The 21,895-nt window shown below is 71.8% G+C and carries 22 protein-coding genes; 14 read left to right on the top strand and 8 right to left on the bottom strand.

The window, feature by feature from the left end; translation table 11 throughout:
* The first annotated feature begins 65 nt into the window (after nt 1-65).
* From BCR15_RS11360 to BCR15_RS11330, 7 genes are all read left to right on the top strand, one after another.
* Entirely contained in the window at nt 66-593 is a 528-nt protein-coding gene (locus BCR15_RS11360; RefSeq protein ID WP_068752324.1) for a single-stranded DNA-binding protein, read from the top strand.
* A gap of 98 nt (nt 594-691) precedes the next feature.
* A complete protein-coding gene (rpsR, locus tag BCR15_RS11355) occupies nt 692-931 on the top strand; it encodes a 30S ribosomal protein S18 (protein ID WP_068752323.1) in 240 nt (79 codons plus the stop codon).
* 21 nt (nt 932-952) lie between these two features.
* A complete protein-coding gene (rplI, locus tag BCR15_RS11350; protein ID WP_068752322.1) occupies nt 953-1,399 on the top strand; it encodes a 50S ribosomal protein L9 in 447 nt (148 codons plus the stop codon).
* 130 nt (nt 1,400-1,529) lie between these two features.
* On the top strand, nt 1,530-1,709 hold the full coding sequence (locus tag BCR15_RS11345) for a hypothetical protein (RefSeq protein WP_068752321.1): 180 nt from the start codon (nt 1,530-1,532) through the stop codon (nt 1,707-1,709).
* A 62-nt stretch (nt 1,710-1,771) separates the two neighbouring features.
* The gene (locus BCR15_RS11340) at nt 1,772-2,095 is read left to right on the top strand and encodes a plasmid stabilization protein (protein WP_068752320.1); all 324 of its coding nucleotides are present in this window, start codon (nt 1,772-1,774) and stop codon (nt 2,093-2,095) included.
* 55 nt (nt 2,096-2,150) lie between these two features.
* The gene (locus BCR15_RS11335; RefSeq protein WP_228383456.1) at nt 2,151-2,993 is read left to right on the top strand and encodes an oxygenase MpaB family protein; all 843 of its coding nucleotides are present in this window, start codon (nt 2,151-2,153) and stop codon (nt 2,991-2,993) included.
* Nucleotides 2,994-3,026: 33 nt separating this feature from the next.
* Complete coding sequence (locus BCR15_RS11330) at nt 3,027-4,049, top strand: Gfo/Idh/MocA family protein (RefSeq protein WP_068752319.1); 1,023 nt, start codon at nt 3,027-3,029, stop codon at nt 4,047-4,049.
* A 10-nt stretch (nt 4,050-4,059) separates the two neighbouring features.
* On the opposite strand, the gene BCR15_RS11325 is transcribed toward BCR15_RS11330, so the two are convergent.
* The 3 genes from BCR15_RS11325 to BCR15_RS11315 form a co-directional block, all read right to left on the bottom strand.
* Complete coding sequence (locus tag BCR15_RS11325) at nt 4,060-6,387, bottom strand: ATP-binding cassette domain-containing protein (RefSeq protein WP_078920433.1); 2,328 nt, start codon at nt 6,385-6,387, stop codon at nt 4,060-4,062.
* Nucleotides 6,388-6,472: 85 nt separating this feature from the next.
* Entirely contained in the window at nt 6,473-6,961 is a 489-nt protein-coding gene (locus BCR15_RS11320; protein ID WP_068752317.1) for an SRPBCC family protein, read from the bottom strand.
* A gap of 2 nt (nt 6,962-6,963) precedes the next feature.
* Complete coding sequence (locus BCR15_RS11315; protein WP_068752316.1) at nt 6,964-7,299, bottom strand: ArsR/SmtB family transcription factor; 336 nt, start codon at nt 7,297-7,299, stop codon at nt 6,964-6,966.
* Nucleotides 7,300-7,337: 38 nt separating this feature from the next.
* Between BCR15_RS11315 and BCR15_RS11310 the strand changes: the two genes are divergently transcribed.
* Complete coding sequence (locus BCR15_RS11310) at nt 7,338-8,636, top strand: glycosyltransferase (protein ID WP_141680121.1); 1,299 nt, start codon at nt 7,338-7,340, stop codon at nt 8,634-8,636.
* A 5-nt stretch (nt 8,637-8,641) separates the two neighbouring features.
* Here BCR15_RS11310 and BCR15_RS11305 read toward each other — a convergent pair whose 3' ends face one another.
* Complete coding sequence (locus BCR15_RS11305; RefSeq protein WP_068752314.1) at nt 8,642-9,166, bottom strand: 4'-phosphopantetheinyl transferase family protein; 525 nt, start codon at nt 9,164-9,166, stop codon at nt 8,642-8,644.
* A 55-nt stretch (nt 9,167-9,221) separates the two neighbouring features.
* On the opposite strand from BCR15_RS11305, the gene BCR15_RS11300 reads away from it, so the two are divergent.
* Genes BCR15_RS11300 through BCR15_RS11285 form a run of 4 tightly spaced genes read left to right on the top strand, consistent with a single transcriptional unit; the run spans nt 9,222 to nt 15,454 of the window.
* Entirely contained in the window at nt 9,222-11,837 is a 2,616-nt protein-coding gene (locus tag BCR15_RS11300) for an AMP-binding protein (RefSeq protein ID WP_068752313.1), read from the top strand.
* Entirely contained in the window at nt 11,834-12,868 is a 1,035-nt protein-coding gene (locus tag BCR15_RS15360; protein WP_068752312.1) for an extracellular solute-binding protein, read from the top strand. The genes BCR15_RS11300 and BCR15_RS15360 overlap by 4 nt, the downstream gene beginning before the upstream one ends.
* A 16-nt stretch (nt 12,869-12,884) precedes the next feature.
* On the top strand, nt 12,885-14,387 hold the full coding sequence (locus BCR15_RS11290; RefSeq protein WP_228383455.1) for an ABC transporter permease: 1,503 nt from the start codon (nt 12,885-12,887) through the stop codon (nt 14,385-14,387).
* Nucleotides 14,384-15,454 (top strand): ABC transporter ATP-binding protein, encoded by a 1,071-nt coding sequence (locus BCR15_RS11285; protein WP_068752310.1) that lies wholly within the window; start codon nt 14,384-14,386, stop codon nt 15,452-15,454. The genes BCR15_RS11290 and BCR15_RS11285 overlap by 4 nt, the downstream gene beginning before the upstream one ends.
* Here the strand turns inward: BCR15_RS11285 and BCR15_RS11280 are convergent.
* Together BCR15_RS11280 and BCR15_RS11275 are read right to left on the bottom strand one after the other, a co-directional pair.
* On the bottom strand, nt 15,444-16,703 hold the full coding sequence (locus tag BCR15_RS11280; protein ID WP_068752309.1) for a glycosyltransferase 87 family protein: 1,260 nt from the start codon (nt 16,701-16,703) through the stop codon (nt 15,444-15,446). The genes BCR15_RS11285 and BCR15_RS11280 overlap by 11 nt on opposite strands.
* A 76-nt stretch (nt 16,704-16,779) precedes the next feature.
* Nucleotides 16,780-18,303 carry an alpha-N-arabinofuranosidase gene (locus BCR15_RS11275; protein ID WP_068752308.1) on the bottom strand — a complete coding sequence of 508 codons (1,524 nt, stop codon included), beginning with the start codon at nt 18,301-18,303 and terminating at the stop codon, nt 16,780-16,782.
* A gap of 307 nt (nt 18,304-18,610) precedes the next feature.
* Here BCR15_RS11275 and BCR15_RS11270 point away from each other — a divergent pair, with 307 nt between their 5' ends.
* Both BCR15_RS11270 and BCR15_RS11265 read left to right on the top strand, forming a co-directional pair.
* Nucleotides 18,611-19,639 carry a LacI family DNA-binding transcriptional regulator gene (locus BCR15_RS11270; protein WP_068752407.1) on the top strand — a complete coding sequence of 343 codons (1,029 nt, stop codon included), beginning with the start codon at nt 18,611-18,613 and terminating at the stop codon, nt 19,637-19,639.
* A 78-nt stretch (nt 19,640-19,717) separates the two neighbouring features.
* Nucleotides 19,718-20,083, top strand: a complete 366-nt coding sequence (locus BCR15_RS11265; protein WP_068752307.1) for an RNA-binding S4 domain-containing protein — start codon at nt 19,718-19,720, stop codon at nt 20,081-20,083.
* Between the two features lies 1 nt (nt 20,084).
* Here the strand turns inward: BCR15_RS11265 and BCR15_RS11260 are convergent, their stop codons facing one another.
* Complete coding sequence (locus tag BCR15_RS11260) at nt 20,085-21,188, bottom strand: sensor histidine kinase (protein WP_068752306.1); 1,104 nt, start codon at nt 21,186-21,188, stop codon at nt 20,085-20,087.
* Nucleotides 21,185-21,895, bottom strand: a complete 711-nt coding sequence (locus BCR15_RS11255) for a response regulator transcription factor (RefSeq protein ID WP_068752305.1) — start codon at nt 21,893-21,895, stop codon at nt 21,185-21,187. Before BCR15_RS11255 ends, BCR15_RS11260 begins: the two co-directional genes overlap by 4 nt.

The following is a 21,895-nucleotide window of genomic DNA, read 5'->3' as shown; positions in this document are numbered from 1 at the left end:
GTCAGATCCTCGTCGTACAGTGACGTTGAGGCCACTCCCAAGTCCGATTCCGGAAGGCATAACACATGGCAGGCGAAACCCCCATCACGCTCATCGGCAACCTCACCGCCGACCCCGAGCTGCGCTTCACGCCCAACGGGGCGGCCGTCGCGAACTTCACGGTCGCGTCCACCCCCCGCACGTTCGATCGTCAGACGAACGAGTGGAAGGACGGCGATGCCATGTTCCTCAACTGTTCGGTGTGGCGTCAGTACGCCGAGAACGTGGCCGAGTCCCTCACCAAGGGCATGCGCGTCATCGTCTCGGGCCGGCTGAAGTCCCGCAGCTACGAGACCCGCGAGGGTGAGAAGCGCACCGTCTTCGAGGTGGATGTCGACGAGGTCGGTCCGGCCCTCCGCTACGCAACCGCGAAGGTCACCCGCACGCAGGGTGGCGGCGGCGGTGGCGGCAGCTGGCAGGGCAACCAGGGCGGCGGCGGCAACCAGGGTGGCGGACAGCAGTCCGATCCGTGGGCCAGCTCCGGCCAGGCAGGTGGCAACCGCGGCGGCAACGACCCGTGGGCGCAGACCCAGCCGGAAGAACCCCCGTTCTGATCAACCCGCTTATCTAGCCCGGTCGGGCTAGCTGGCACATTCCGTCGCGAGACGGGCTTTCACGGGCGAGGAGCCCGAGAGACAAGGAGAGCACCACAATGGCCGGTCCACAGCGCAAGCCTGTGAACAAGAAGAAGGTCCTGCCGGTGAAGACGACGCGAGTCGCCAACATCGACTACAAGGACATCAACACCCTGAAGAAGTTCATCTCCGAGCGGGGCAAGATCCGCGCGCGTCGCGTCACCGGACTGTCGGTCCAGGACCAGCGCAAGATCGCCCTCGCCGTCAAGAACGCGCGTGAGGTGGCCCTGCTGCCCTACGCGTCGACCGCTCGCTGATCAGAAGGGACTGACACACTCATGAAGCTCATTCTGACCAGCACCGTCGACAAGCTCGGCATCGCCGGCGACGTCGTTGAGGTCAAGGACGGCTACGGCCGTAACTTCCTCCTGCCCCAGGGCAAGGCGATCCGCTGGACCCGCGGCACCGAGAAGCAGATCGAGGGCATCAAGCGTGCCCGCGATGCGCGCGAGGTCCGGGGCGTCGAGCACGCCCAGGAGATCCGCACCCAGCTCGAGGGCCTGACCGTCTCGGTCGCGGCCCGCGTGTCGGACCAGGGCCACCTGTTCGGCTCCGTCACCGCCAACGACCTCGCGGTCGCGGTGAAGAAGGCCGGCGGCCCCACGATCGACAAGCGCGCCGTCTCGTTCCCGAAGGCCGTCAAGTCGCTGGGCAGCCACATCGCTGCGGTGAAGCTGCACCCGGCCGTGACCGCTCGCGTCCCCTTCGAGGTCGTCGCGGGCTGACACCCGAAGGGCCACATCGGTTCGCCGAGGCGCCGGGGTCTCCGACATGGTCGGGGCCCCGGCGCTTCGCGTCTACTCTGGTCCGCATGCCCACCACATCGCACACCCCCAGTGCCGCCGGAGGCGGCCGATGAGCGTACGCTTTCTCACCACCTGGCCGTGCCAGAACGAGTGCGGCACCATCCGCACCGACGAGCGCGTCGAGGGCGCACCCGTCTACCGGTGCCCCGGCTGCGACAGCACCTGGATCGAGCTGGGTGAACGCACCGAGCCCGCCGAGGCTGCGGGCACCGAGGAGGGCCGGCGCTGACTCTGGTCCGCGCGCCGCGAGGCGCGTAGCGTGGAGGGATCTCGTGAGAAGGAGGTCGGACGATGCCACAGGAGGCATGGAGCGCCAAGCGCGAACGCCAGTACGAACACATCAAGGAAGGTCTCCTCGACCGCGGCGAGGACGAGGACACCGCCGAGGAGATCGCCGCCCGCACCGTCAACAAGGAGCGAGCCAGGGCCGGTGAGGCCAGCGAGTCCAGCCGTCTCTCGCGCGAGGACATCTCGTCCGGACGCCGTGGCGGGCTGCGCTCGCACAAGGGCGCCGGTGGCCGTACCAAGGCTCAGCTCTACAACGAGGCCAAGGCCAAGGGCATCAAGGGCCGCTCGCGCATGACGAAGGCCGAGCTTGAACGCGCGGTCGACTGAGGCCCCGGCCGCCCGACGCCGGATCTCCTCGCCACTCGAGCGAGTCCGGCGTGCCGTGGGGCGGACGCTGCGCAGCCGCGTGGCGGGGGAGGACGCCGACGCCAAGGCGCACCTCATCTGGCAGGTCGACGGTGAGCGCTGGCACAGCCCTGACGACGTCATCTGGCACGTGAACGGCGATGCCGCGATGTACGCGGGCGGCATCCGGGCCCTGCTGCTGCAGGCCCTGCACCCCGCGGCCATGGCCGGCGTCGCCGGGCACTCCGGCTATCGCTCGGACCCGTGGGGGCGCCTGCAGCGCACCTCGGAGTTCATCGCCATGACGACCTACGGCCCCATCCCGTCGGCGCTCGCCCTCATCGAACGGGTCAGGACGGTGCACGACCGGGTGCGGGGCAAGACCGACGACGGGACCCCCTATCGCGCCTCCGACCCGCACCTGCTGGCGTGGGTGCACATCGCGGAGACCGAGAGCTTCCTCACCAGCTTCCAGCACTTCGGCGACCGTCGCCTGACGCCCGAGGAGGCGGACCGGTACGTGGAGGAGGCCGCCCCCGTCGGGGAGTTGCTCGGCGCCCGGACTCTCCCCCTCACGGAGTCGGATCTGCGGTCCGCGCTGGAGGCCTACCGGCCTGAGCTGCGCGCGTCGCCGGCGGCGCTGGACACCGTCGAGTTCCTGCTGCGGCGACCCCCCATCCCGTGGTTGGCCCGCCCCGGCTACTGGATGCTGGCGGCGGGGGCGATCGCCACCCTCCCGACGTGGGCGCGCACCGAGCTCCGGCTGCCGACGAGCCGATTCTTCGACCGCGTCGTCGGGATCCCGCTCGGCCGGCTCGCGACCGCCGTCGTCCGCTGGTCGCTGGAGCCCGAGAGCCGCAAGGGCCGCTGGGCCCGCTGACTGCGCTGTCGTGTGAGGGGCAGAATGGCCCTCATGAGAATCGGTGTGGTCGGCTACGGCATGGGCGGCAGGATCTTCCACGCGCCTTTCATCCAGGCCGCGGACGGGCTCGAGCTGGCCGGTATCGTGACGCGGTCGGCGACGCGCCGGGCCGAGGCGGCGGCTGACCTGCCGGGGGTCCCGGTCTTCGACTCCCTGACAGCGCTGCTCGACTCGGGCGTCGACGCCGTCACCATCACCACCCCGCCCGAGACCCGCCGCGAGCTGGTCCTGGAAGCCGCCCGCAGGGGCGTGGCGATCGTGGCGGACAAGCCCTTCGCTCCGTCGGCGCAGGACGCCCGGGATCTCGTCGCCGAGGTCGAGCGGCTGGGGTCGCCGCTGTCCGTGTTCCACAACCGGCGCTGGGACACAGACATCCGGACGCTGAAGGCCGTCCTCGACGGCGGCGCGGTCGGTACGCCGTGGCGCGTCGAGTCGCGCTTCGACCTGGACGAACCGGGCACGCTCGATCCCGGACCGTCGGGCGGGCTCCTGCGGGACCTGGGCACGCACCTGGCGGACCAGCTGCTGTGGCTCTTCGGCCCGGTGCGTCAGGTGTACGCCCACCTGGACTGGGTCGACCTGCCCGAGGGCCGCACGGACGCCGGCTTCTCGGTGGTGCTGCGGCACTCCTCGGGGGTGAGTTCCACGATGCGTGCGAGCAAGGTCAACCACGTCGTCGCGCGGGAGCTGCGGGTGTACGGCAGCGCCGGCAGTTACGAGTCGCGGATGAGCGACGTGCAGGCCCAGGCCGTGTTCGCCGGCCGGCGCCCCGCCGACGAGGGGGACCGCTGGGGCTACGAGCAGCGTGAGCGCTGGGGCGTGCTGCGGACCGCCGACGGAGACAGCGAGGTGCCCTCGCAGCGAGGCGCCTACCAGGACTTCTATGCGGCGTTCGCGCGCGCGGTCGCCGGGACCGGCCCGATGCCGGTCACGGGCGAGGACGCCGTCCGTCTGCTCGAGGTGCTCGACGCCGCCCGCACCAGCGCGCTCGAGGGCCGCGCCGTCGACCTCTGAGCCCCGAAGCTCAGGCGCCGATGTACTCGGCGAGATGGCGTCCCGTCAGGGTCGACCCGGCCGCGACAAGGTCCGCGGGGGTGCCCTCGAACACCACCCGGCCGCCGTCGTGACCGGCGCCGGGGCCGAGATCGATGATCCAGTCGGCGTGCGCCATCACCGCCTGGTGGTGTTCGATGACGATCACGGACTTGCCCGAGTCCACGAGCCGGTCCAGCAGCGCGAGCAGCTGTGCGACGTCGGCCAGGTGGAGCCCGGTGGTGGGCTCGTCCAGAACGTAGAGGTCGCCCTTGTCTGCCATCGCGACCGCGAGCTTGAGCCGCTGCCGCTCGCCGCCGGACAGCGTCGTCAGGGGCTGGCCCAGGCTGAGGTAGCCCAGGCCGACGTCGCTCAGCCGTGCGAGGATCGCGTGTGCCGCCGGCGTGCGGGTCTCGCCGTCGCCGAAGAACGCCAGCGCCTCGGTCACGGGCATGTCGAGCACGTCCGCGATGTTCCGGCCGCCCCACCGGTACTCCAGCACGGCCGGCTGGAAGCGGCGGCCCTCACACTCCTCGCACGGGCTCGCGACCGTCTCCATGAAGCCCAGCTCGGTGTAGATGACGCCCGCGCCGTTGCAGGCGGGGCAGGCCCCCTCGGAGTTGGCGCTGAACAGGGCCGGCTTGGTGCCGGTGGCCTTCGCGAACCCCTTGCGGATGGGCTCCAGCAGCCCGGTGTACGTGGCCGGGTTGCTGCGCCGTGACCCCTTGATGGCCGTCTGGTCGATCGAGATGGCGCCGGCGTCCGCCGGCATCGAGCCGTGGATCAGCGAGCTCTTGCCCGATCCCGCGACACCGGTCAGCACCGTGAGCACGCCGAGCGGGATGTCGACGTCGACGCCCTTGAGATTGTTGGTCGACGCCCCGCGGATGGGCAGGACGCCGCTGGGGGAGCGGACGGCGTCCTTGAGGCGGGCGCGGTCGTCGAGGTGCCGCCCCGTCAGCGTGTCGCTGCGCCGGAGGTCCTCGACGGTGCCCTCGAAGCAGATCTCCCCGCCCGCGGTGCCCGCCCCGGGACCGAGGTCGACGACGTGGTCCGCGATGGCGATGGTCTCCGGCTTGTGCTCGACCACGAGCACGGTGTTGCCCTTGTCCCGCAGGGAGATGAGCAGCGAGTTCATCCGCTGGATGTCGTGGGGGTGCAGCCCGATGGTGGGCTCGTCGAAGACGTAGGTGACGTCGGTCAGGGACGAGCCGAGGTGGCGGATCATCTTCACGCGCTGTGCCTCGCCGCCGGACAGCGTGCCCGAGGGCCGGTCGAGCGACAGGTAGCCGAGCCCGATCTCGACGAACGAGTCGAGCAGGTGCCCGAGGTTGCGCAGCAGCGGGGCGGCGGCCGGCCGCTCCAGCCCTCTGATCCACGCGGCCAGGTCCGTGAGCTGCATGGCGCAGGCGTCCGCGATGCTGACCCCGTCGATCTTCGACGCCCGCGCACCCTCGGACAGCCGGGTGCCGCCGCACTCGGGGCAGGTGTCGAACGTGACCGCCCGCTCCACGAACGCCCGGATGTGCGGCTGCATCGCCTCCGGATCCTTCGCCAGGAACGACTTCTGGATCTTCGGCACGAGCCCCTCGTACGTGAGGTTGATGTTGTCGACCTTGACCTTGGTGGGGGCCTTGTAGAGGAGGTCCTCGAGCTCGCGCTTCGAGTAGTCCCGGATGGGCTTGTCCGGGTCGAAGAAGCCGGATCCGGTGAAGATCCGCACGTACCAGCCGTCACCGGTGTAGCCGGGGATCGTCAGCGCGCCGTCGTTGAGCGACTTCGTCTCGTCGTAGAGCTGGGTGAGGTCGATGTCGGAGACGGTGCCCTTGCCCTCGCAGCGCGGGCACATGCCTCCGACGAGGGTGTAGGTCTTGGCCTCCTTCTGGACGCGGCCGGCCTTCTCGGTCTTGAGCATCCCGGACCCGGTGACGGAGGGGACGTTGAACGAGTAGGCCTGCGGGGAGCCGATGTGCGGTTGGCCGAGCTTGCTGAACAGGACACGCAACAGGGCGTTGGCGTCGGTGACGGTGCCGACGGTGGAGCGCACGTTGGCGCCGAGACGCTCCTGGTCGACGATGATCGCCGTCGTCAGACCGTCCAGATGGTCCACGTCGGGGCGAGACAGCGTGGGCATGAACCCCTGGATGAAGGCGCTGTAGGTCTCGTTGATCATGCGCTGCGACTCGGCGGCGATGGTCTCGAAGACCAGCGAGCTCTTGCCGGAGCCGGACACGCCCGTGAAGACAGTCAGCCGGCGTTTCGGCAGCTCGACGTCGAGGCCCTTGAGGTTGTTCTCGCGCGCCCCTTGGACGCGGATCATGTCGTGGCGGTCGGCCGGATGCGCTGCTGTGCTCACCGCGCTACCGTGCCATCCCGCCGCGACATTATCCAGAGCCTTCTGTCGATCAGCCCTCGGCCAGCGCCGCGTCGATCTGGTTGATCGCCGCTGTGGCGCCCTCGATGACGCCCATGTCGAGCACCTGCTGCAGGGCCTCCACGGTCGGGTACTCGCTCTCGAACACCGCCCTGGTCCCGCCGTCGTGGCTGGCGAACGTGTACACGTTGCGCCCGACGGGCAGCGCCGGGTCCGCCGCGAAGTTCTCGTCGGCGAAGCCGTCGTCGAAGGCGAAGCGGTGCGGCTCGTCGACCTCGGTCACGGCCCAGAACCCGTAGTAGCGCTCACCGTCGGGGCCGGTCATGTAGTAGTGCATGCGGCCGCCGGGCCTGAGGTCGTGGTCGACGAAGGTGGCGGGGTGCGTGGGCGGCCCCCACACCCGCTCGAGCTGCCGGGGATCCGCGTAGAGCTGCCAGAGGCGCTCTACGGGGGCCGCGAACTGTGCGGTCATGACGAGACGACGGTTGTCCAGGTCCTTCTGGACATCGATGACTGGCATGGTCAACCCTCCTGGGGTGTGTCGAGGAGTTCGTCGATGCGCGACACGCGGCCGCGCCAGATGCCTTCGAGTTCGGCGAGCATGCTGCCCACCGACCGCACCGCCTCGACGTTGCCGCTGGCCAGGGACTCCCGCCCCTGACGCCGGCGCGAGACCAGGGCGGATCTCTCGAGCACCGTGATGTGCTTGTGGACGGCGGCGAAGCTCATGTCGTAGTGCGCCGCCAGGGCCGTGATCGACTGCTCCCCGGCCAGGACCCGGCGCAGGATGTCCCGCCGTGTTCGGTCCGAGAGGGCATGGAACAGGGCGTCGGCGCGTTCCTCCTCGATCACGGTCATGCATCCATGTTCAACCATTCGGTTATACATTGTCAAGGGTGGCGCTCACGAGAGTGATGCGCCATGCTGCGGCCAGGGAGGATGAGATGTCGGTGGTGCTGATCGGCCTCGGGTCGCGGGGGGATGTGCAGCCTCTGGCAGTCCTGGGCGGGGAGCTTGTCCGGCGCGGCGTGCCCGCGCGCGTCGTGGCGCTGGCCGAGTACGCCGAGTTGGCGGGGCGCTACGGAGCTGCCGTGGAGCCGGTCGACGCGGAGCTGGCCCCGGCGCTCGCGATGGCGCGGCGGTACCGGTGGGTCGCCGGGACCCTGACCGGGCAGGGTTGGCTGCTGCGGCACTGGGTGCGTGCCGTGTCGGAGCCGTTCGCGGACGCGATCCTGCGGGCCGTCCGTCCGGGTGATGCGGTGGTGGGTGGGGTGCTCGCGGCCGAGGCTGCGGTGGCCGTCGCTCAAGCCGTCCGCGGCAGGGCCGCGACGATGCTGTTCACGGGCCAGTTGCCGACGTCCCAGCCCGAGAGCCATTGCTTCTCGCGGTGGTTCACGCCCTGGGCCACCGTGAACCGCTGGGCGACAGCCGCGAGCTGGCGGGCGGCGACCGGGTTGGGGGCGCCGCTGGCCGGGATCATCCGCGAGAAGCTGGGGTCGGGGGAACCGCGACGTGGGGCGGCGACGGCGCCCGGGCGTCACCCCATCATCGTCGCCGCGAGCCCCACGCTCGTCCCCCCGCCGCGACGCCTGCCGCCACTCGCCCGGCAGACTGGCTACCTGGCCGCCCCGGCCGAGGAGCTTCCGGCCGATCTCGCGGCATACCTGGCGGGCGGCGCCGAGCCGGTGTTCGTCGGGGTGGGCAGTTTCACGCCGACGACCGGCGCCGAGGGGCTCGCGCTCCTCCGGGACGTTGCCGTGCGGAGCGGCCGGCGCCTGGTGACGATGGCCCCGACGGCGGCGGACGTCGGCGAGCTGGACGACGGTCTCTTCGCCGTCGGCGACGTGTCCTTCGAGGCGCTGTTTCCCCGAATGGCAGGCCTCGTGCATCACGGCGGGGCGGGCAGCTCGCAGACCGGTCTGCGGTCCGGCCGCCCCTCGGTGGCGGTGCCGTTCGGCGTCGATCAGCCGTACCACGCCGCCCGGCTGGCGGCGCTGGGCGTCGGGCCGGAGCCCGTGCCGTTCCCCCGTCTCGACGCGCCCCGGCTGACGCGGCTGATCGGTGACCTGGTGGACGGGCCTGCGGCGCCGGGGTTCGCCGCCCGGGCCCGGGACGTGGGGGAGCTCGTCCGGGCGGAGGACGGGGTCGGCGACACCGTGCGTGCCATGCGCGACCTGGGTCTCCTCCCCGGCTGACGGTGCTAGGTGAGGTGGAGGCGGACGGTCACGTCCGCGGCGGCGCCGACGGCCAGCGCCGCCGCGTACCCCGGGAGGGGCGGCGCGAGGGCGAGCTCGGTGCCCTCCCCGGCGGCCAGCCCGGCCTTGATCCGTGCCTCCAGGGCCACCCACGCCGCGACGTCCGGCGCGTCGCCGATCCGCTGCACGTCGATGCCGACCGGTGCCGTCGCGCAGGCGGCCACCGCGATCAGCAGGCCGGAGTGGCTGACGGTCAGGTGGGGTCCCGCTCCATCCGCCGCGACGGGGCGGCCGTGCTGGGCGCCACACGCGTCGCAGGTGCGGTCGATGCCGACGGTGGCCTCGGAGGGAAGCCCTCGGGCCACCCGCAGCGCTGACTGCAGCAGAAGCGCTCCGACGAGGCGGCGGCCCTGATCGGCGGGTGTCGTCAGCTCCGCCACCCGGGCGCGCTCCGGGGGCGGGAGCTGGTCCGCCCGGCGCAGGTCGGCGGAGCGCAGGTCGGCCCACCACACGTCCACGATCGACACCACGATTTTGGCAACCTCTGCTTTGTTGAAATCCGTCTCCTGAGGTTACCCTAAGCCGGTGCAGGAACTTCGGACACTGACCAGGCGCGGGGCGCCCAGCCCTCTCCCCGCCGCGGGTCGGGTCGACCCCGCGCGGCCCGCGCTGATCGCGCCCGACGGCGCAGTCGTCGACCACGGCACCCTGCGCAGCCGGGTGGACGCCGTCGCGTCCGGGCTGCGAACCGGTGACCGCCGGCTCGCCCACATCGAACTCGGCGCCACCGTGGACGACATCGTCGCCTACCTCGCCGTCCTCGAGGCCGGGCATGTGGCGCTCCTGCTGCCCCCTGGACACGCCGCCGACGCAGTCCGCCGCGCCTGGCCGGCGGACCTCGACGTCCGCGCCGGCCGCATCGACCCCCTCCACGACGGCGATGCGCCCCGACACCTCCTGCACCCCGATCTCGCGCTCCTGCTCAGCACCTCGGGCAGCACGGGATCCCCGAAGCTGGTGCGCCTGTCCCACGCGAACCTGACGTCGAACGCGCACGCCATCGCGGCGGCCCTCGGCCTCTCCGCGGGGGACCGCGGCGTCACCAGCCTTCCCCTCCACTACTGCTTCGGCCTGTCCGTCCTGCACAGCCACCTCGCGATCGGCGCCTCGGTCGCGCTCACGGACCGCTCGATACTCGACGCCGGATTCTGGGACACCGTCGACGACGGCGTGACCACGCTGGCCGTGGTGCCGCACATGATCGAACTCGCCGAGACCACCGGCGTGCTGGAGCGCCCGCACCCCTCACTGCGGCTGATCACGCAGGCCGGGGGCCGCATGGCCGAGGACCGGGTGCGCCGGACGGCGGAGCTGGGCGCGGCACACGGCTGGGGCCTGTCCGTCATGTACGGCCAGAGCGAGGCCACCGCCCGCATCGCGGTCCAGGACCCCGGCGCGACCCTGACCTCGCCGTCGACGGTCGGCCGCCCCGTCCCGGGCACCCAGCTGCGTCTCGACCGCGACGTGCCGGAGTCCGACGGCATCAGCGGCGAGATCGTGGTGACCGGGCCGGGCGTCATGCTGGGCTACGCCGAGCATCCCGACGACCTGGCGCTCGGGCGCATGGTGACCGAGCTGCGCACCGGCGACCTCGGGGTACTCGACGGCGACCGGCTGCGGATCGTCGGACGGCGCGCCGGCTTCGTCAAGGTCCTCGGCCTGCGCATCGACCTCGCCCGTGTCGAGGCAGCCCTGGAGCGACAGGGCCTCGTGGCCTGTGTGACCGGCGACGACGGGGGCCTGCGCGTCGCGGCCGAGCCAGTCCCCGGCGAACCTCGCGACACCACGGCGAGCCGGGTCCGGCGCCTCGCGGCCGAGGCTGCGGGCCTGGGCGTCGGGCACGTGCGCGTCGCCGTCGCCCCGCTCGCGCGGCTCGCCAACGGCAAGGTGGACCGCGCCGGGTGCGACGTGCTGGTCCGCGCCACCGATCCCGAGGAGTGCGCCGACTCCCGACAGCGGATCGACTCCCCGGGTGCCGCGGTCCGGGTCGCGGCGGCGCTGCGCGACGTGCTCGGCGTCGGGGACGTCGACCTCGACCGATCCTTCGTGGCGCTCGGCGGGGACTCGCTCACGCATGTGCAGGCGGCGGCGCGGCTGTCAGCCGTGCTCGGGGACCTGCCCGCCGACTGGCACCACCGCCCCCTGCGCGAGCTGATCGACTCCGCGCCCACCGCGCCGGCCTCGACGACCTCCCGGCCGCGCCGCTGGCAGCGGCTGGAGGCCTCGGTCATCCTCCGGGCCATCGCGGCCGTCATCATCTGCGGCTCGCACGCCGAGCTGTTCCGGATCCTCGGCGGGGCGCACACCCTCATGGCGGTCGCGGGCTACAGCACGGCGCTCTTCGGACTCTCGGCGGCCGGCGTCGCCGCCCGATGGCGATCCGGCACGCGGCTCCTCATCGGCGTTGCGGTCCCCACCGCCGTCACGGCCCTCATCGGCATGACGTACGGGCGCTACGGCTGGGGCAACGTGTTCCTCGTCAACTGGGCCACGGGCAACATCGCCACGGCCCGGCGCAACGAGCTGTGGTTCGTCGACGTGCTGGTCCTGTGCGTGCTGCTGGCCACCGCGCTGCTGTCCGTGCCGGCACTGGCGCGCCGTTGGCTCGCGGACCCGTGGCGGGTGGCGGTGGCGCTGCTGGTCGCGGGCCTGGTGTCGCGGTTCGCGATCCTGAGCGTCGACCACGACAGCCCGATGCGCGGGATCATGCCCACGGTCTTCTGGCTGTTCGCCGCGGGCATGGCGCTGGCGGTGGCCCGGACCCGGCGGCGCACCGAGCTCACCCTGGCCCTCGCCCTCCTCGGCACGCTCGGCTACTTCCCCGACGATCCGGCGCGCAACGCCGTCATCGCGGGCGGGATCGCGGTGCTGGCGCTCGTGCGCAGCGTGCCGCTGCCGTCGCTCGTCGTGCCGCTCGTCACCGTGCTGGCCGCGGCGAGCCTCCACATCTACCTCATCCAGTTTCACGTCCTGACCCTGATGAGCCGCACGGTCACCGACGACTCACTCGCCCGCACGCTCGCGGCCCTCGCCGCGGGAGTGATCCTCTGGCGGCTCACCGCCGGCCCCATCTCCCGGCTCCAGGACCTCCTCGTGCCACTCCGTTCCCCGCACCCCACCCCCGAGAGGATCGCCCCGTGACCCCGAAGTTCAGCCGACGCCTCCTGCTCACCGGATTGGCCGCCGCCCCGCTGGCCGCCACCGCGTGTGGCAGCGACGGCGGAGACGAGTTCGTCGCCGACCCGGAGGCGCTGCTCATCTACTCCTCGCAGCACGAGAACGTGACGGCCGCGTGGGCGGAGGCGTTCACCGCCGCCACGGGCGTCAAGACCCAGGTGCGCCGCGGATCCGACTCGTCAATGGGACATCAGATCGTCCAGGAGGGCGACCGCAGCCCCGCCGACGTCTTCCTGACGGAGAACTCACCGGCCATGACGGTCGTGCAGCGCGCCGGGTTGCTGGCCCCGGTCGATCCCGCGACGCTGGCGCAGGTGCCCACCGACATGGCACCCTCCAGCGCCGACTGGATCGCCATCGCCGCCCGCTCGACGGTGCTGGCCTGGAACCCCGACCAGATCAGCGAGGCCGAGCTGCCCGTGTCGATGATGGACCTTGCCGATCCCTCCTGGAAGGGCCGCTGGGGTTGCGCCCCGGGTGGGGCCGACTTCCAGGCCATCGCCGCCGGGATGCTCGCCGACCGCGGCGAGGAGGAGACGGGGGCGTGGCTGGCGGCGCTGCAGGACGGCGCCAACGCCTACCAGAACAACATCGCGACCATGAAGGCCGTCAACGCGGGCGAGGTTCCCGTCGGGATCATGTACCACTACTACTGGTACCGCGATCAGGCCGGCTCCAAGGAGGGGTCGGCCAACACCCGGCTCCACTACTTCGGCAACCAGGACCCCGGCGCCTTCGTGTCGCTGTCGGCCGGCGGCGTCCTGGCGAGCAGCGACAAGGCCGAGCTCGCGCAGCAGTTCCTCGCCTACATCACCTCGCCCGAGGGACAGCAGGTGCTGGTCGACTCGAAGTCCATGGAGTACGCCGTCGGGATCGACGTGCCGTCGGACCCCGCGCTGCCGCCGCTGGACAGCCTCGACAACCCGCCGGTCGACCCCTTCACGTTGAACTCCGACGAGGTCACCCGGCTGATGACCGATGCCGGGATCCTCTAGCCGCCCTGGGCTCCACGTGGCCGCCGCCGTCGTGGCGGCGATGGTTCTGCTGCCCATCGTCGTGACGGTCGGGCGGGGCGCCGCGGTGGGGTGGTCCGAGGCGGTCGCCTACCTCGTGCGGCCCCGCATCGGCATGCTGCTGGCCAACACAGCCGTGCTCACGGCCATCACGGTGCCGCTGTCGGTGGCCCTCGGCACCGGGGCGGCCTGGCTGGTCGAGCGGACCGACCTGCCCGGCGCGGGCATCTGGCGCGCCCTGATGTTGGCGCCGCTGGCGGTGCCGGCCTTCGTGTCGAGTTACGCCTGGGTGTCCTGGCAGCCCGGCCTCGTGGGGCTGGGCGGTGCGGCCCTCGTCACCACGCTGGCGTACTTCCCGTTCGTGTTCCTGCCCGTGGCGGCCCTGCTGCGCGCCCTCGACGAGGGCGAGGAGGAGGCGGCGCGCTCGCTCGGCCTGGGCCCGTTCGCGGCCTTCCGCCGCGCGGTGCTGCCGCGCCTGCGTCCGGCGGTGAGCGGCGGCGCGCTGCTCGTGGCGCTACACCTGCTGGCCGAGTACGGCGTCCTGGCCATGATGCGCTACCAGACCTTCACCACCGCCATCCTCCAGCAGTACGCCGTCGGCTTCAGCGACGCCCAGGGCTCCCTCCTCGCCTCCGTCCTCCTCCTGCTGTGCCTCGGCGTCCTCACGCTCGAGGTGGTGGCCCGCGGGCGTCGCCGGGTGGCCCGCATCGGCTCCGGCAGCATGCGTCCCCCGTCACGGGTCCCGCTCGGCTCGTGGCGCTGGCCCGCGCTGGCCGGGCTGGCGGCGTTGGCGGCGCTCTCGACGGCGGTGCCCGTCATCCTGGTGCTCCGCTGGCTCGTGGTGGGGACCAGCCAGTCCGGCGCGGTCGCCGACGACCTGATGCGTGTGACGGCCTCGACGCTGGGCCTCGCGGTGCTGGGCGGGCTGACCGCCGTCGTTCTCGCCCTGCCCGGTGCGCTGCTCCTGAGCCGCGGCGGGGGCTGGATCGCGACAATGCTGGAGCGGGCGACGTTCGTCGGCAGCGCCCTCCCGGGCGTCGTCGTGGCGCTGGCGCTGGTCGGCCTGGCGGTGTCCTGGGCGCCCGGGTTGTATCAGACGGTGGCCCTGGTCGTCGTCGCGTACGCGGTGCTGTTCCTGCCGCGCGCCATGGTGTCCCTGCGCTCCGGCCTGGCCGCCGCCCCGCCCGAGCTGTCTGAGGCCGCACGCTCGCTGGGACAGGGCGGCGCCGGCGTCCTGCGCCGCGTGGTGCTCCCGCTGGCCGCGCCGTCGGTGCTGGCCGGATTCGTGCTCGTGGCCCTGGCCATCTCCACGGAGCTCACCGCGACGCTGCTGCTCGCGCCCACCGGCACCGACACGCTGGCGCTGTCGTTCTGGGCGGCCAGCGACGAACTCGACTACGCGGCCGCCGCGCCGTACGCGGCGGTGATGATCGTGCTGTCCATCCCCCTGACGGTGGTGCTCCGCCGCCAGATCACGCATGACAGGAGGGCCACGCGATGAGCGAGGTGGTGGTGCGCGAGCTGCGCGCCGGCTACGGGACCACGGAGATCCTGCACGGGGTCAGCCTCGCGGTCGCCGAGGGCGCGACGACGGCGATCCTCGGGGACTCCGGGTCCGGCAAGACGACGCTGCTGCGCGCGATCGCGGGCTTCCTCCGCCCGACGGCGGGCGAGATCTCCGTCGCGGGCCGGGTCGTCGCGGGGCCGCGGACCTGGGTCGCGTCCGAGCGGCGGGGCGTGGGCTACGTGCGCCAGGAGGGCGCGCTGTTCCCGCACCTGAGCGTCGCGGGCAACGTCGCCTTCGGCCTGCCGCGCCACGGGCTGCGCGGCCGGGACCGGGCCCACCGCGACCGCGTCATGGAGTTGTTGGAGCTGGTCGAGCTCCCGGCGGACCTGGCCGACCGGTACCCCGCGCAGCTCTCCGGCGGCCAGCAGCAGCGCGTCGCCCTGGCGCGCGCGCTCGCTCCTCGCCCGAGCGTGGTCCTGCTCGACGAGCCCTTCTCCTCCCTCGACACCGCGCTGCGCCACGCCACCCGCGAGGCCACGGCCCGGGCCCTGCGCGCCGCTGGGGCCACCGTCGTCCTCGTCACACACGACCAGGGGGAGGCGCTGTCGTTCGCCGACGAGGTCGCGGTGCTGCGCGGAGGTCACGTCCGTCAGGTCGCGGCGCCGCGCATCATCTACGGCGAGCCGATCGACCCGCAGGTCGCCGCGTTCATGGGCGACGCGGTCATGGTCCGCGGCGAGGGCGTCGGACCCGAGGTCCGCTCGGGTCTGGGCACGCTGTCGGTCGTGGGGTTCGTGCCCCGCGGACCCGTCGACGTCCTGCTCCGCCCGGAACAGATCCGGCTCACCGCCCCGGAGCAGGGCGCCGTCACCGGCGTCGTGACGACGGTGCGGTTCTTCGGGCACGACGCCGTCGTCGACCTCGATGTCGCGGGCGACGCTCAGGGCTGGGCGGGCGGTCCGCTGTCGGTGCGGGCCCGCGTCCACGGCAACGAAACGCCCGTGCTCGGGGCGCGCGTCGGGTTGCGCGTCGTCGGGCCGGTCAGGGTGTTCAAGCACTGACGCGGGCGTCCGCCGCCACGGGGCGATCGTCCGCTCCGCGCGCCGTCAGCGCGAGGTAGGCGAGCAGCGCCACACCCCACAGCAGCTGAGCGTTGGCGACCAGTTGCTGCTGCCACGTCAGGCTCAGGCCGTCGAGCGCGGCGTCCGGGAGGTCCCAGATCAGGCGCCCCACGAACAGCCCCAGCCCCACCGCGGCCATCGCCGCCGCCGTCAGGCTGAGCCGTCGCCGTGCCCGAACGACCAGGAGGAGCAGCGCCGGCCCGGCCCACACCCAGTGGTGCGACCACGACACGGGCGAGGCCAACAGCGCGTAGACGCCCATGGTGAGCAGCGCGGCCAGATCCTGCCCGGACCGGAACAGGTGGTGCATGACGACGAGCAACGACAAGCCCAGGACGGCGCACGTCACGAACCAGATGAGCGTGGCGGTGTCGCCCAGGCCCAGCCGGTGCAGCGCCCCGGTGAGCGACTGGTTCGACACGTAGGCCGGGCTTCCGATGCGTGTGGGGTCCGTGATCGTGCGGGTCCAGTACGTGATGGAGTCCTGCCAGGCGACCGCGAAGCCCAGCAGGGTGAAGCCGATCGCGGCGACGATCGCCGTGGCGAGGGCGCGCCAGTCGCGCCGGACCAGGAAGTACGCCAGGAACACCGCAGGCGTGAGCTTGATGGCCATGGCCAGCCCCGTGAGGACGCCCTGCCACGGCTTCCCGCGGCCCGCCACGACGTCGACCAGCACCAGCGCCATGAGCGCCACGTTCACCTGACCGAACTCCACCGTCTCGCGAACCGGGCCCAGCCACAGCGCCGCGGTCCCGGCCACCAGGCCCGCCACCACGAGGTGGCGCCCCCGCAGCCGCGTGACCTCCCGGACGGCCAGTGTCATCGCGACCAGCGTGAGGGCGACCGTGACCAGGGAGAAGACGAGGTTGGCGTGGTCGAGCGACAGCCACGCCAGCGGGGCGAACAGCAGCGCCGCCAGCGGCGGGTACGTGAAGGGTAGGTTGGCGCCGATCGCCGTGTCGGGGAGCCGGCCGTAGAGGTCGCCGCCGCTGAGCAGCATCTGCCCGCCGAGCCGGTAGACGTCCAGGTCGATCCGGTAGGGCGGGTCCAGGTCGAACCGCTGCGGGAGGAACGGCTCCTCGCTCCATCGGCCGTAGATCACCGCGTACATGCTGAGCGCGAGCGCAGCGAGGATGAGGATCAGCCCCGCCCAGGCGGTGACGGAGGACGACGGCAGACGGCGGGTCACCGCCTCATCGTAGGTCCCGCGGAGGGGGCGTGTCCGCTCCGGCCGGGCGACCGGGCCGGACACACCCCTGCACCCGTCAGCCCAGGGTCAGCTCCAGCGTGACGAAGCTGTGCGCGGGCAGGTCGACGGTCAGGGTGCCGTCGGTGACAGCGGGAACGTCGAAGGGCTGCGGGGCCACGATGTCGGGCTGGTCCGCGGTGTTGTGGGCGTTGACGGCGCCCGCGGTGAGGATGCGGCCGGTGATGCCGGTGACCCGGTGCCCGCGGAGGTCGAGAGTGACGAGGTGGGCGGCTTCGAGGTCGAGGTTGGTGAGCGACACCATTGCCGTGCCGTTCTTCGTGGAGGCCGACGCGGAGACCAGCGCGATCTCCCGGTTCCCGACGGTGCGGGTGGGCAGAGCCTGGCCGGTCCAGTTGAGGGGGAGCAGGTCGGCGTCGTGGTGGCCCTTGTTCATCTCGAACACGTGATAGGTGGGCGTCTTGATCAGCGTGTCGCCGTCGGTGAGGAGCATGGCCTGCAGCACGTTGACGGTCTGCGCGATGTTGGCCATGACGAGGCGGTCGGCGTGGCGATGGAACGAATCGAAGTGCACGGAGGCCACCAGCGCGTCGCGCATGGTGTTCTGCTGGTACAGGAAGCCGGGGTTGGTGCCGGGCTCGACGGCGAACCAGGTGCCCCATTCGTCGAGGACCAGGCCGATGCGCTTGGCGGGGTCGTAGACGTCCATCACGTTGCCGTGGCGCGTGAGCAGCTCGTCGATGCGCCAGGCCGCGGCCATGGTCAGGTAGTAGGTGGCATCGTCGAACTCGGTGGCCGACAGCTTGTCCTCGAAGCCCGTCGGCATCGTGTAGTAGTGCAGGGAGATCGCGTCGAAGAAGTGGCGGGGGTTGCAGCCGCAGCCCAGGTCGCCGAGGGTCTTCATGAGCGTCTCGGTCCAGTGGTAGTCGTCGACGTTGGCGCCGCCGGCGATCTTGTACAGCTGGTTGCCGTCGTGCTCGCGGCAGTAGGTCGAGTACTGGCGGGCGAGGTCGGCGTAGTACTCGGCGCGCATGTTGCCGCCACAGCCCCAGGACTCGTTGCCGATGCCCCAGTACTTCACCTGCCACGGCTCGTCGCGGCCGTTGGCGCGGCGCAGCTCCGACATGGGTGCCTCGCCGGAGCGGGTGAGGTACTCGACCCAGTCGGCCATCTCGCGGACGGTGCCGGAGCCGACGTTGCCGCAGATGTAGGGCTCGCAGCCGAGCTGGTCGACCAGGTCCATGAACTCGTGGGTGCCGAACGAGTTGTCCTCGACGACGTTGCCCCAGTGGGTGTTGACGACGGTGGGGCGCTGCTCGACCGGGCCGACGCCGTCGCGCCAGTGGTACTCGTCGGCGAAACAGCCGCCGGGCCAGCGCAGGTTCGGGATGTCGATGGCCTTGAGAGCCTCGACGACGTCGGTGCGCATGCCGCGCACGTTGGGGATGTCGGAGTCCGCGCCGACGAAGAAGCCGCCGTAGATGCAGGCGCCCAGGTGCTCGGCGAAATGGCCGTACAGGTGCCTGGAGATGGTCGGGCCGGTCACGTCGAGATTGATCACGGCTCTGGTGGGGGTGCTCATGGGCGGGCTCCTTTGCGCTCCGGTGCAACGATGAACCAGAGGATGCCACGCGGGAGGCGGGCGCGTCAATGCAACCTCAATGCAGGACCTTTGGAGCGATTGGCATGCTTGACAGCCCGTGTGCGTCGTGTCACTCTTCTGGCACGGTCCATCGATGAAGCACCGATTGCCTAGGAGCAGGAGTGAAGTCTCGACGTGGTGTGGTCCCCGCAGTGTGGCCGCGGCTCATCGCGAGTCTGAGGGACGCGGAGCCGCCCGCGCGACGGTCGATCTGTTGATGAAGACCGCCGGTGCCCGGCGAGTGACGATGCAAGACGTCGCCCGGCTGGCGAATGTGTCGACCAAGACTGTCTCCAATGTGATCAACGGCAATCCGAAAGCGACCGAGGAGACAAAGCAGCGCGTCCTGGAGGCAATAGACCTGCTGGGCTACCGGCTCAATGTCACGGCCAGGAATCTCCGGCAGGGGCGCACCGGCCAGATCAGCCTGGCTATTCCGGAACTGAAGAACCCATACTTCGGCGAGCTGGCGGACCTGGTGCTCGAGGAGGCCAAGAGCTACGGGCTCAAGGTCCTGGTCCAGCAGACCAACTTCGACCGGGAGGCCGAACTCGCCATCCTCGAGGGCGCACAGGCACTCGGGGTCGACGGGGTGATCTTCTCGCCGCTGCTGCTCGGCCCGGCTGATGCGCGGTACTTCCACGTCGACTTCCCCCTGGTCCTCATCGGGGAGAGCGTCTTCGACGTGGGGCTCGATCACGTCAGCATGAGCAATGTCGAAGCGGCACGGGCCGCCACCGAGCACCTGATCGACATCGGCTGCCGGAAGATCGCCCTCATCGGCTCGGATCCCGACGAGGAGCGGGGCGCATCGGGGCTGCGGCTCCGCGGATACAAGGAGGCGCTCACGGCCCACGGGCTGCCCGTCGACCGGACCCTGATCGCTGGGACGGACCGGTGGCACAGCGACAAGGGGGCGGCGGCCGTCTCGACGCTCCTGGCCAAGGACGCCGGGATCGACGGCATCGTCGCCCTGAACGACCTGCTGGCCTTCGGCGCCATCCACGAGCTCAGCAGGCACGGGCGCAGAGTTCCGCAGGACGTCGCCGTCGTCGGTTTCGACGACACCGAGGCCGCGGGCTATTCGCTGCCCTCGCTGTCCAGCGTCAACCCCGGGCGGGCCGACATCGCCCGCAACAGCGTCCGGTTCCTGCACGAGCGGATCACGCAGTCGTCGGGCGCCCACGCCGCGGAGCCGCCGCGCCTGTACATGGCGCCGTTCGAGGTGATCCAGCGCGACACCACCACACCTGAGGGAGCACAGCCACGGGCATAGGTCGGAAATTACAGCGGCGTAGTTCTCCCCAGCTGTGGACGGTGCTGTGGATAACTCGGGCGGGTTAGGATCGGGGCCATGGCTCGACTCGACTCCTGGCTGTGGGCGGTGCGCATGTACAAGACCCGGTCGGCCGCCACGGCGGCGGTCCGGGGCGGACACGTGCGCGTCGACGACAAGCTGGCCAAGGCGTCGCAGCAGGTGGTGCCCGGCCAGGTCATCCGCGTCCGGCGCGAGCAGCAGGAGAAGCTCATCGAGGTCGTGGATCCGGACCTGGACAAGCGGGTCGGGGCGCCGCTGGCCCAGGCGGCCTACCTGGATCGCACCCCCGAGCTGCCGCCGCCCATCGTGGGGATGAGGGGGCGCGTCGCGGTGCGGGACCGGGGGACCGGGCGGCCCACCAAGCGGGAGCGCAGGGACCTGGAGCGGCTCCGCGGCCGCTGACTCAGGGGCGCTCGACGGGGAGCCGGAGGCGGAACGTCGAGCCGGCTCCGGGACCGGGGCTCGACGCCGTCAGCGAGCCGCCATGGGCCTCCGCGAACGCGCGCGCGATCGTGAGGCCGATGCCGGACCCGCCGTGTTCCCGGTCGCGGGCGGTGTCGCCACGGTAGAACCGCTCGAAGCAGTGCCCGAGCTGCTCGGCGGTCATGCCGTCGCCGTCGTCGGTGACCTCGACGACCGCATCGCGTCCCACGGCCGACGTGACCCGCACCCGCCCGCCCGGCGGGGTGTGCCGCAGGGCGTTGGTCAGTAGGTTCGTCAGGAGCTGGCCGACGCGCTGGGCGTCGACCGTGACTGGCCCATCGGCCAGGTCGACCTCCAGCGCGACCCCCTTTGTGGCGAAGCGCGGCGCGAGCGCCTCGACGGCGCTGCGCACGAGCGGGGCCAGTCCTGACTCGACCAGCTCCAGCGGGATGCGACCCTCCTCCGCGCGGGAGACCTCGTCGAGGTCCCTCGCCAGCCTGGTGAGCCGCTCGGCCTGGTCCTCGAGCACATGGCGGGTGTCGTCGTCCCAGGCGGTGACCCCGTCCTCCAGTGCCTCCAGGTGCGCGTTGAGGGTGGCCAATGGGGTGCGCATCTCGTGCGCGACGTCTGACAGCAGCCGGCGCCGGGTGACCTCGATCGAGTCGAGACGGCCGGCCATCGCGTTGAACGTCTCGCCGAGGGTCGCGAGCTCGGGCCCCGCCCCGGCGGCGTCCACACGGGCCGTGTAGTCGCCGCGGCTCATCTGCACGGCCGCCGCCGTCAGGTGGTCGAGCGGCGTGCGGATCCGCCGCGTCACGTACCAGGAGACCCCCAGCGCCAGCAGCAGGGCGATGACCAAACCGACCCCCAGCGAGACGAGTCCCGCATCGACGAACGCCTCCTCGATGTGAGCCATGTCCGTGACCGCCGTCGGGCGACTGGCCTCCATGAGGTGAGCGTGGAACAGCGGGGGGCCGATGACGACGGCCACGGCCGCCGCGGTCACCGCCCCGGCCGCCAGCGCCACGGCCTGCGCCGCGAAGAGCCGCGAGCCGAGGCCCCACCCGTGCGCCCGGGGCCTCATCCGCGGCCCATCCGGTAGCCGATGCCGCGCACCGTCAGGATGTAGCGGGGCTCGGCGGGGTCCTCGCCCAGCTTCCGCCGGATGTTGGCCACGTGGACGTCGACGACGTGATCGTCGCCCACCCAGGCCTCGTCCCACACCCGGTCGATGATCTGGCGTCGGCTGAGCGCCGACTTCGGCGTGGCGGAGATGGCCTCGAGCACGTCGAACTCGGTCCTCGTGAGGGACAGGGACTCGCCGTGCAGCCACACCTCGCGGCCGTCGGCGTCGATGACGAGGTCGCCCACCACTCGGGGCTCATCCGGTCCCCGCTCCGGCTCGGGTCGCCTGGGACGGCGGAGCACCGCGTGGATGCGCGCCACCAGTTCCCGAGCGGAGAATGGCTTGGTGATGTAGTCGTCGGCGCCCACGGACAGGCCGACGAGTCGGTCGACCTCGTCTCCGCGGGCGGTCAGCATGAGGATGTAGCAGTCCGAGAAGGTGCGTACCCGCCGGCAGACCTCCACGCCGTCCACGCCGGGGAGCCCGAGGTCGAGGACGATGACGTCGGGCTCCTGCGTCTCCGCGGCCGCCAACGCCTCCGGCCCGGTGTGGGCCAGGGTCACGTCGAAGCCGGCCCGTTCGATGTAGGAGGCGACGACGGAGGCCAGCGCCTTCTCGTCGTCGACGACCAGGACTCGGGACCGGGTGGGGGTATCGGCTGCCAT

This window comes from Tessaracoccus lapidicaptus, assembly GCF_001693815.1.
Taxonomy (GTDB): domain Bacteria; phylum Actinomycetota; class Actinomycetes; order Propionibacteriales; family Propionibacteriaceae; genus Arachnia; species Arachnia lapidicapta.
Note: the sequence above shows the minus strand (reverse complement) of the source record. Positions and strands in the feature narration are given on the sequence as shown.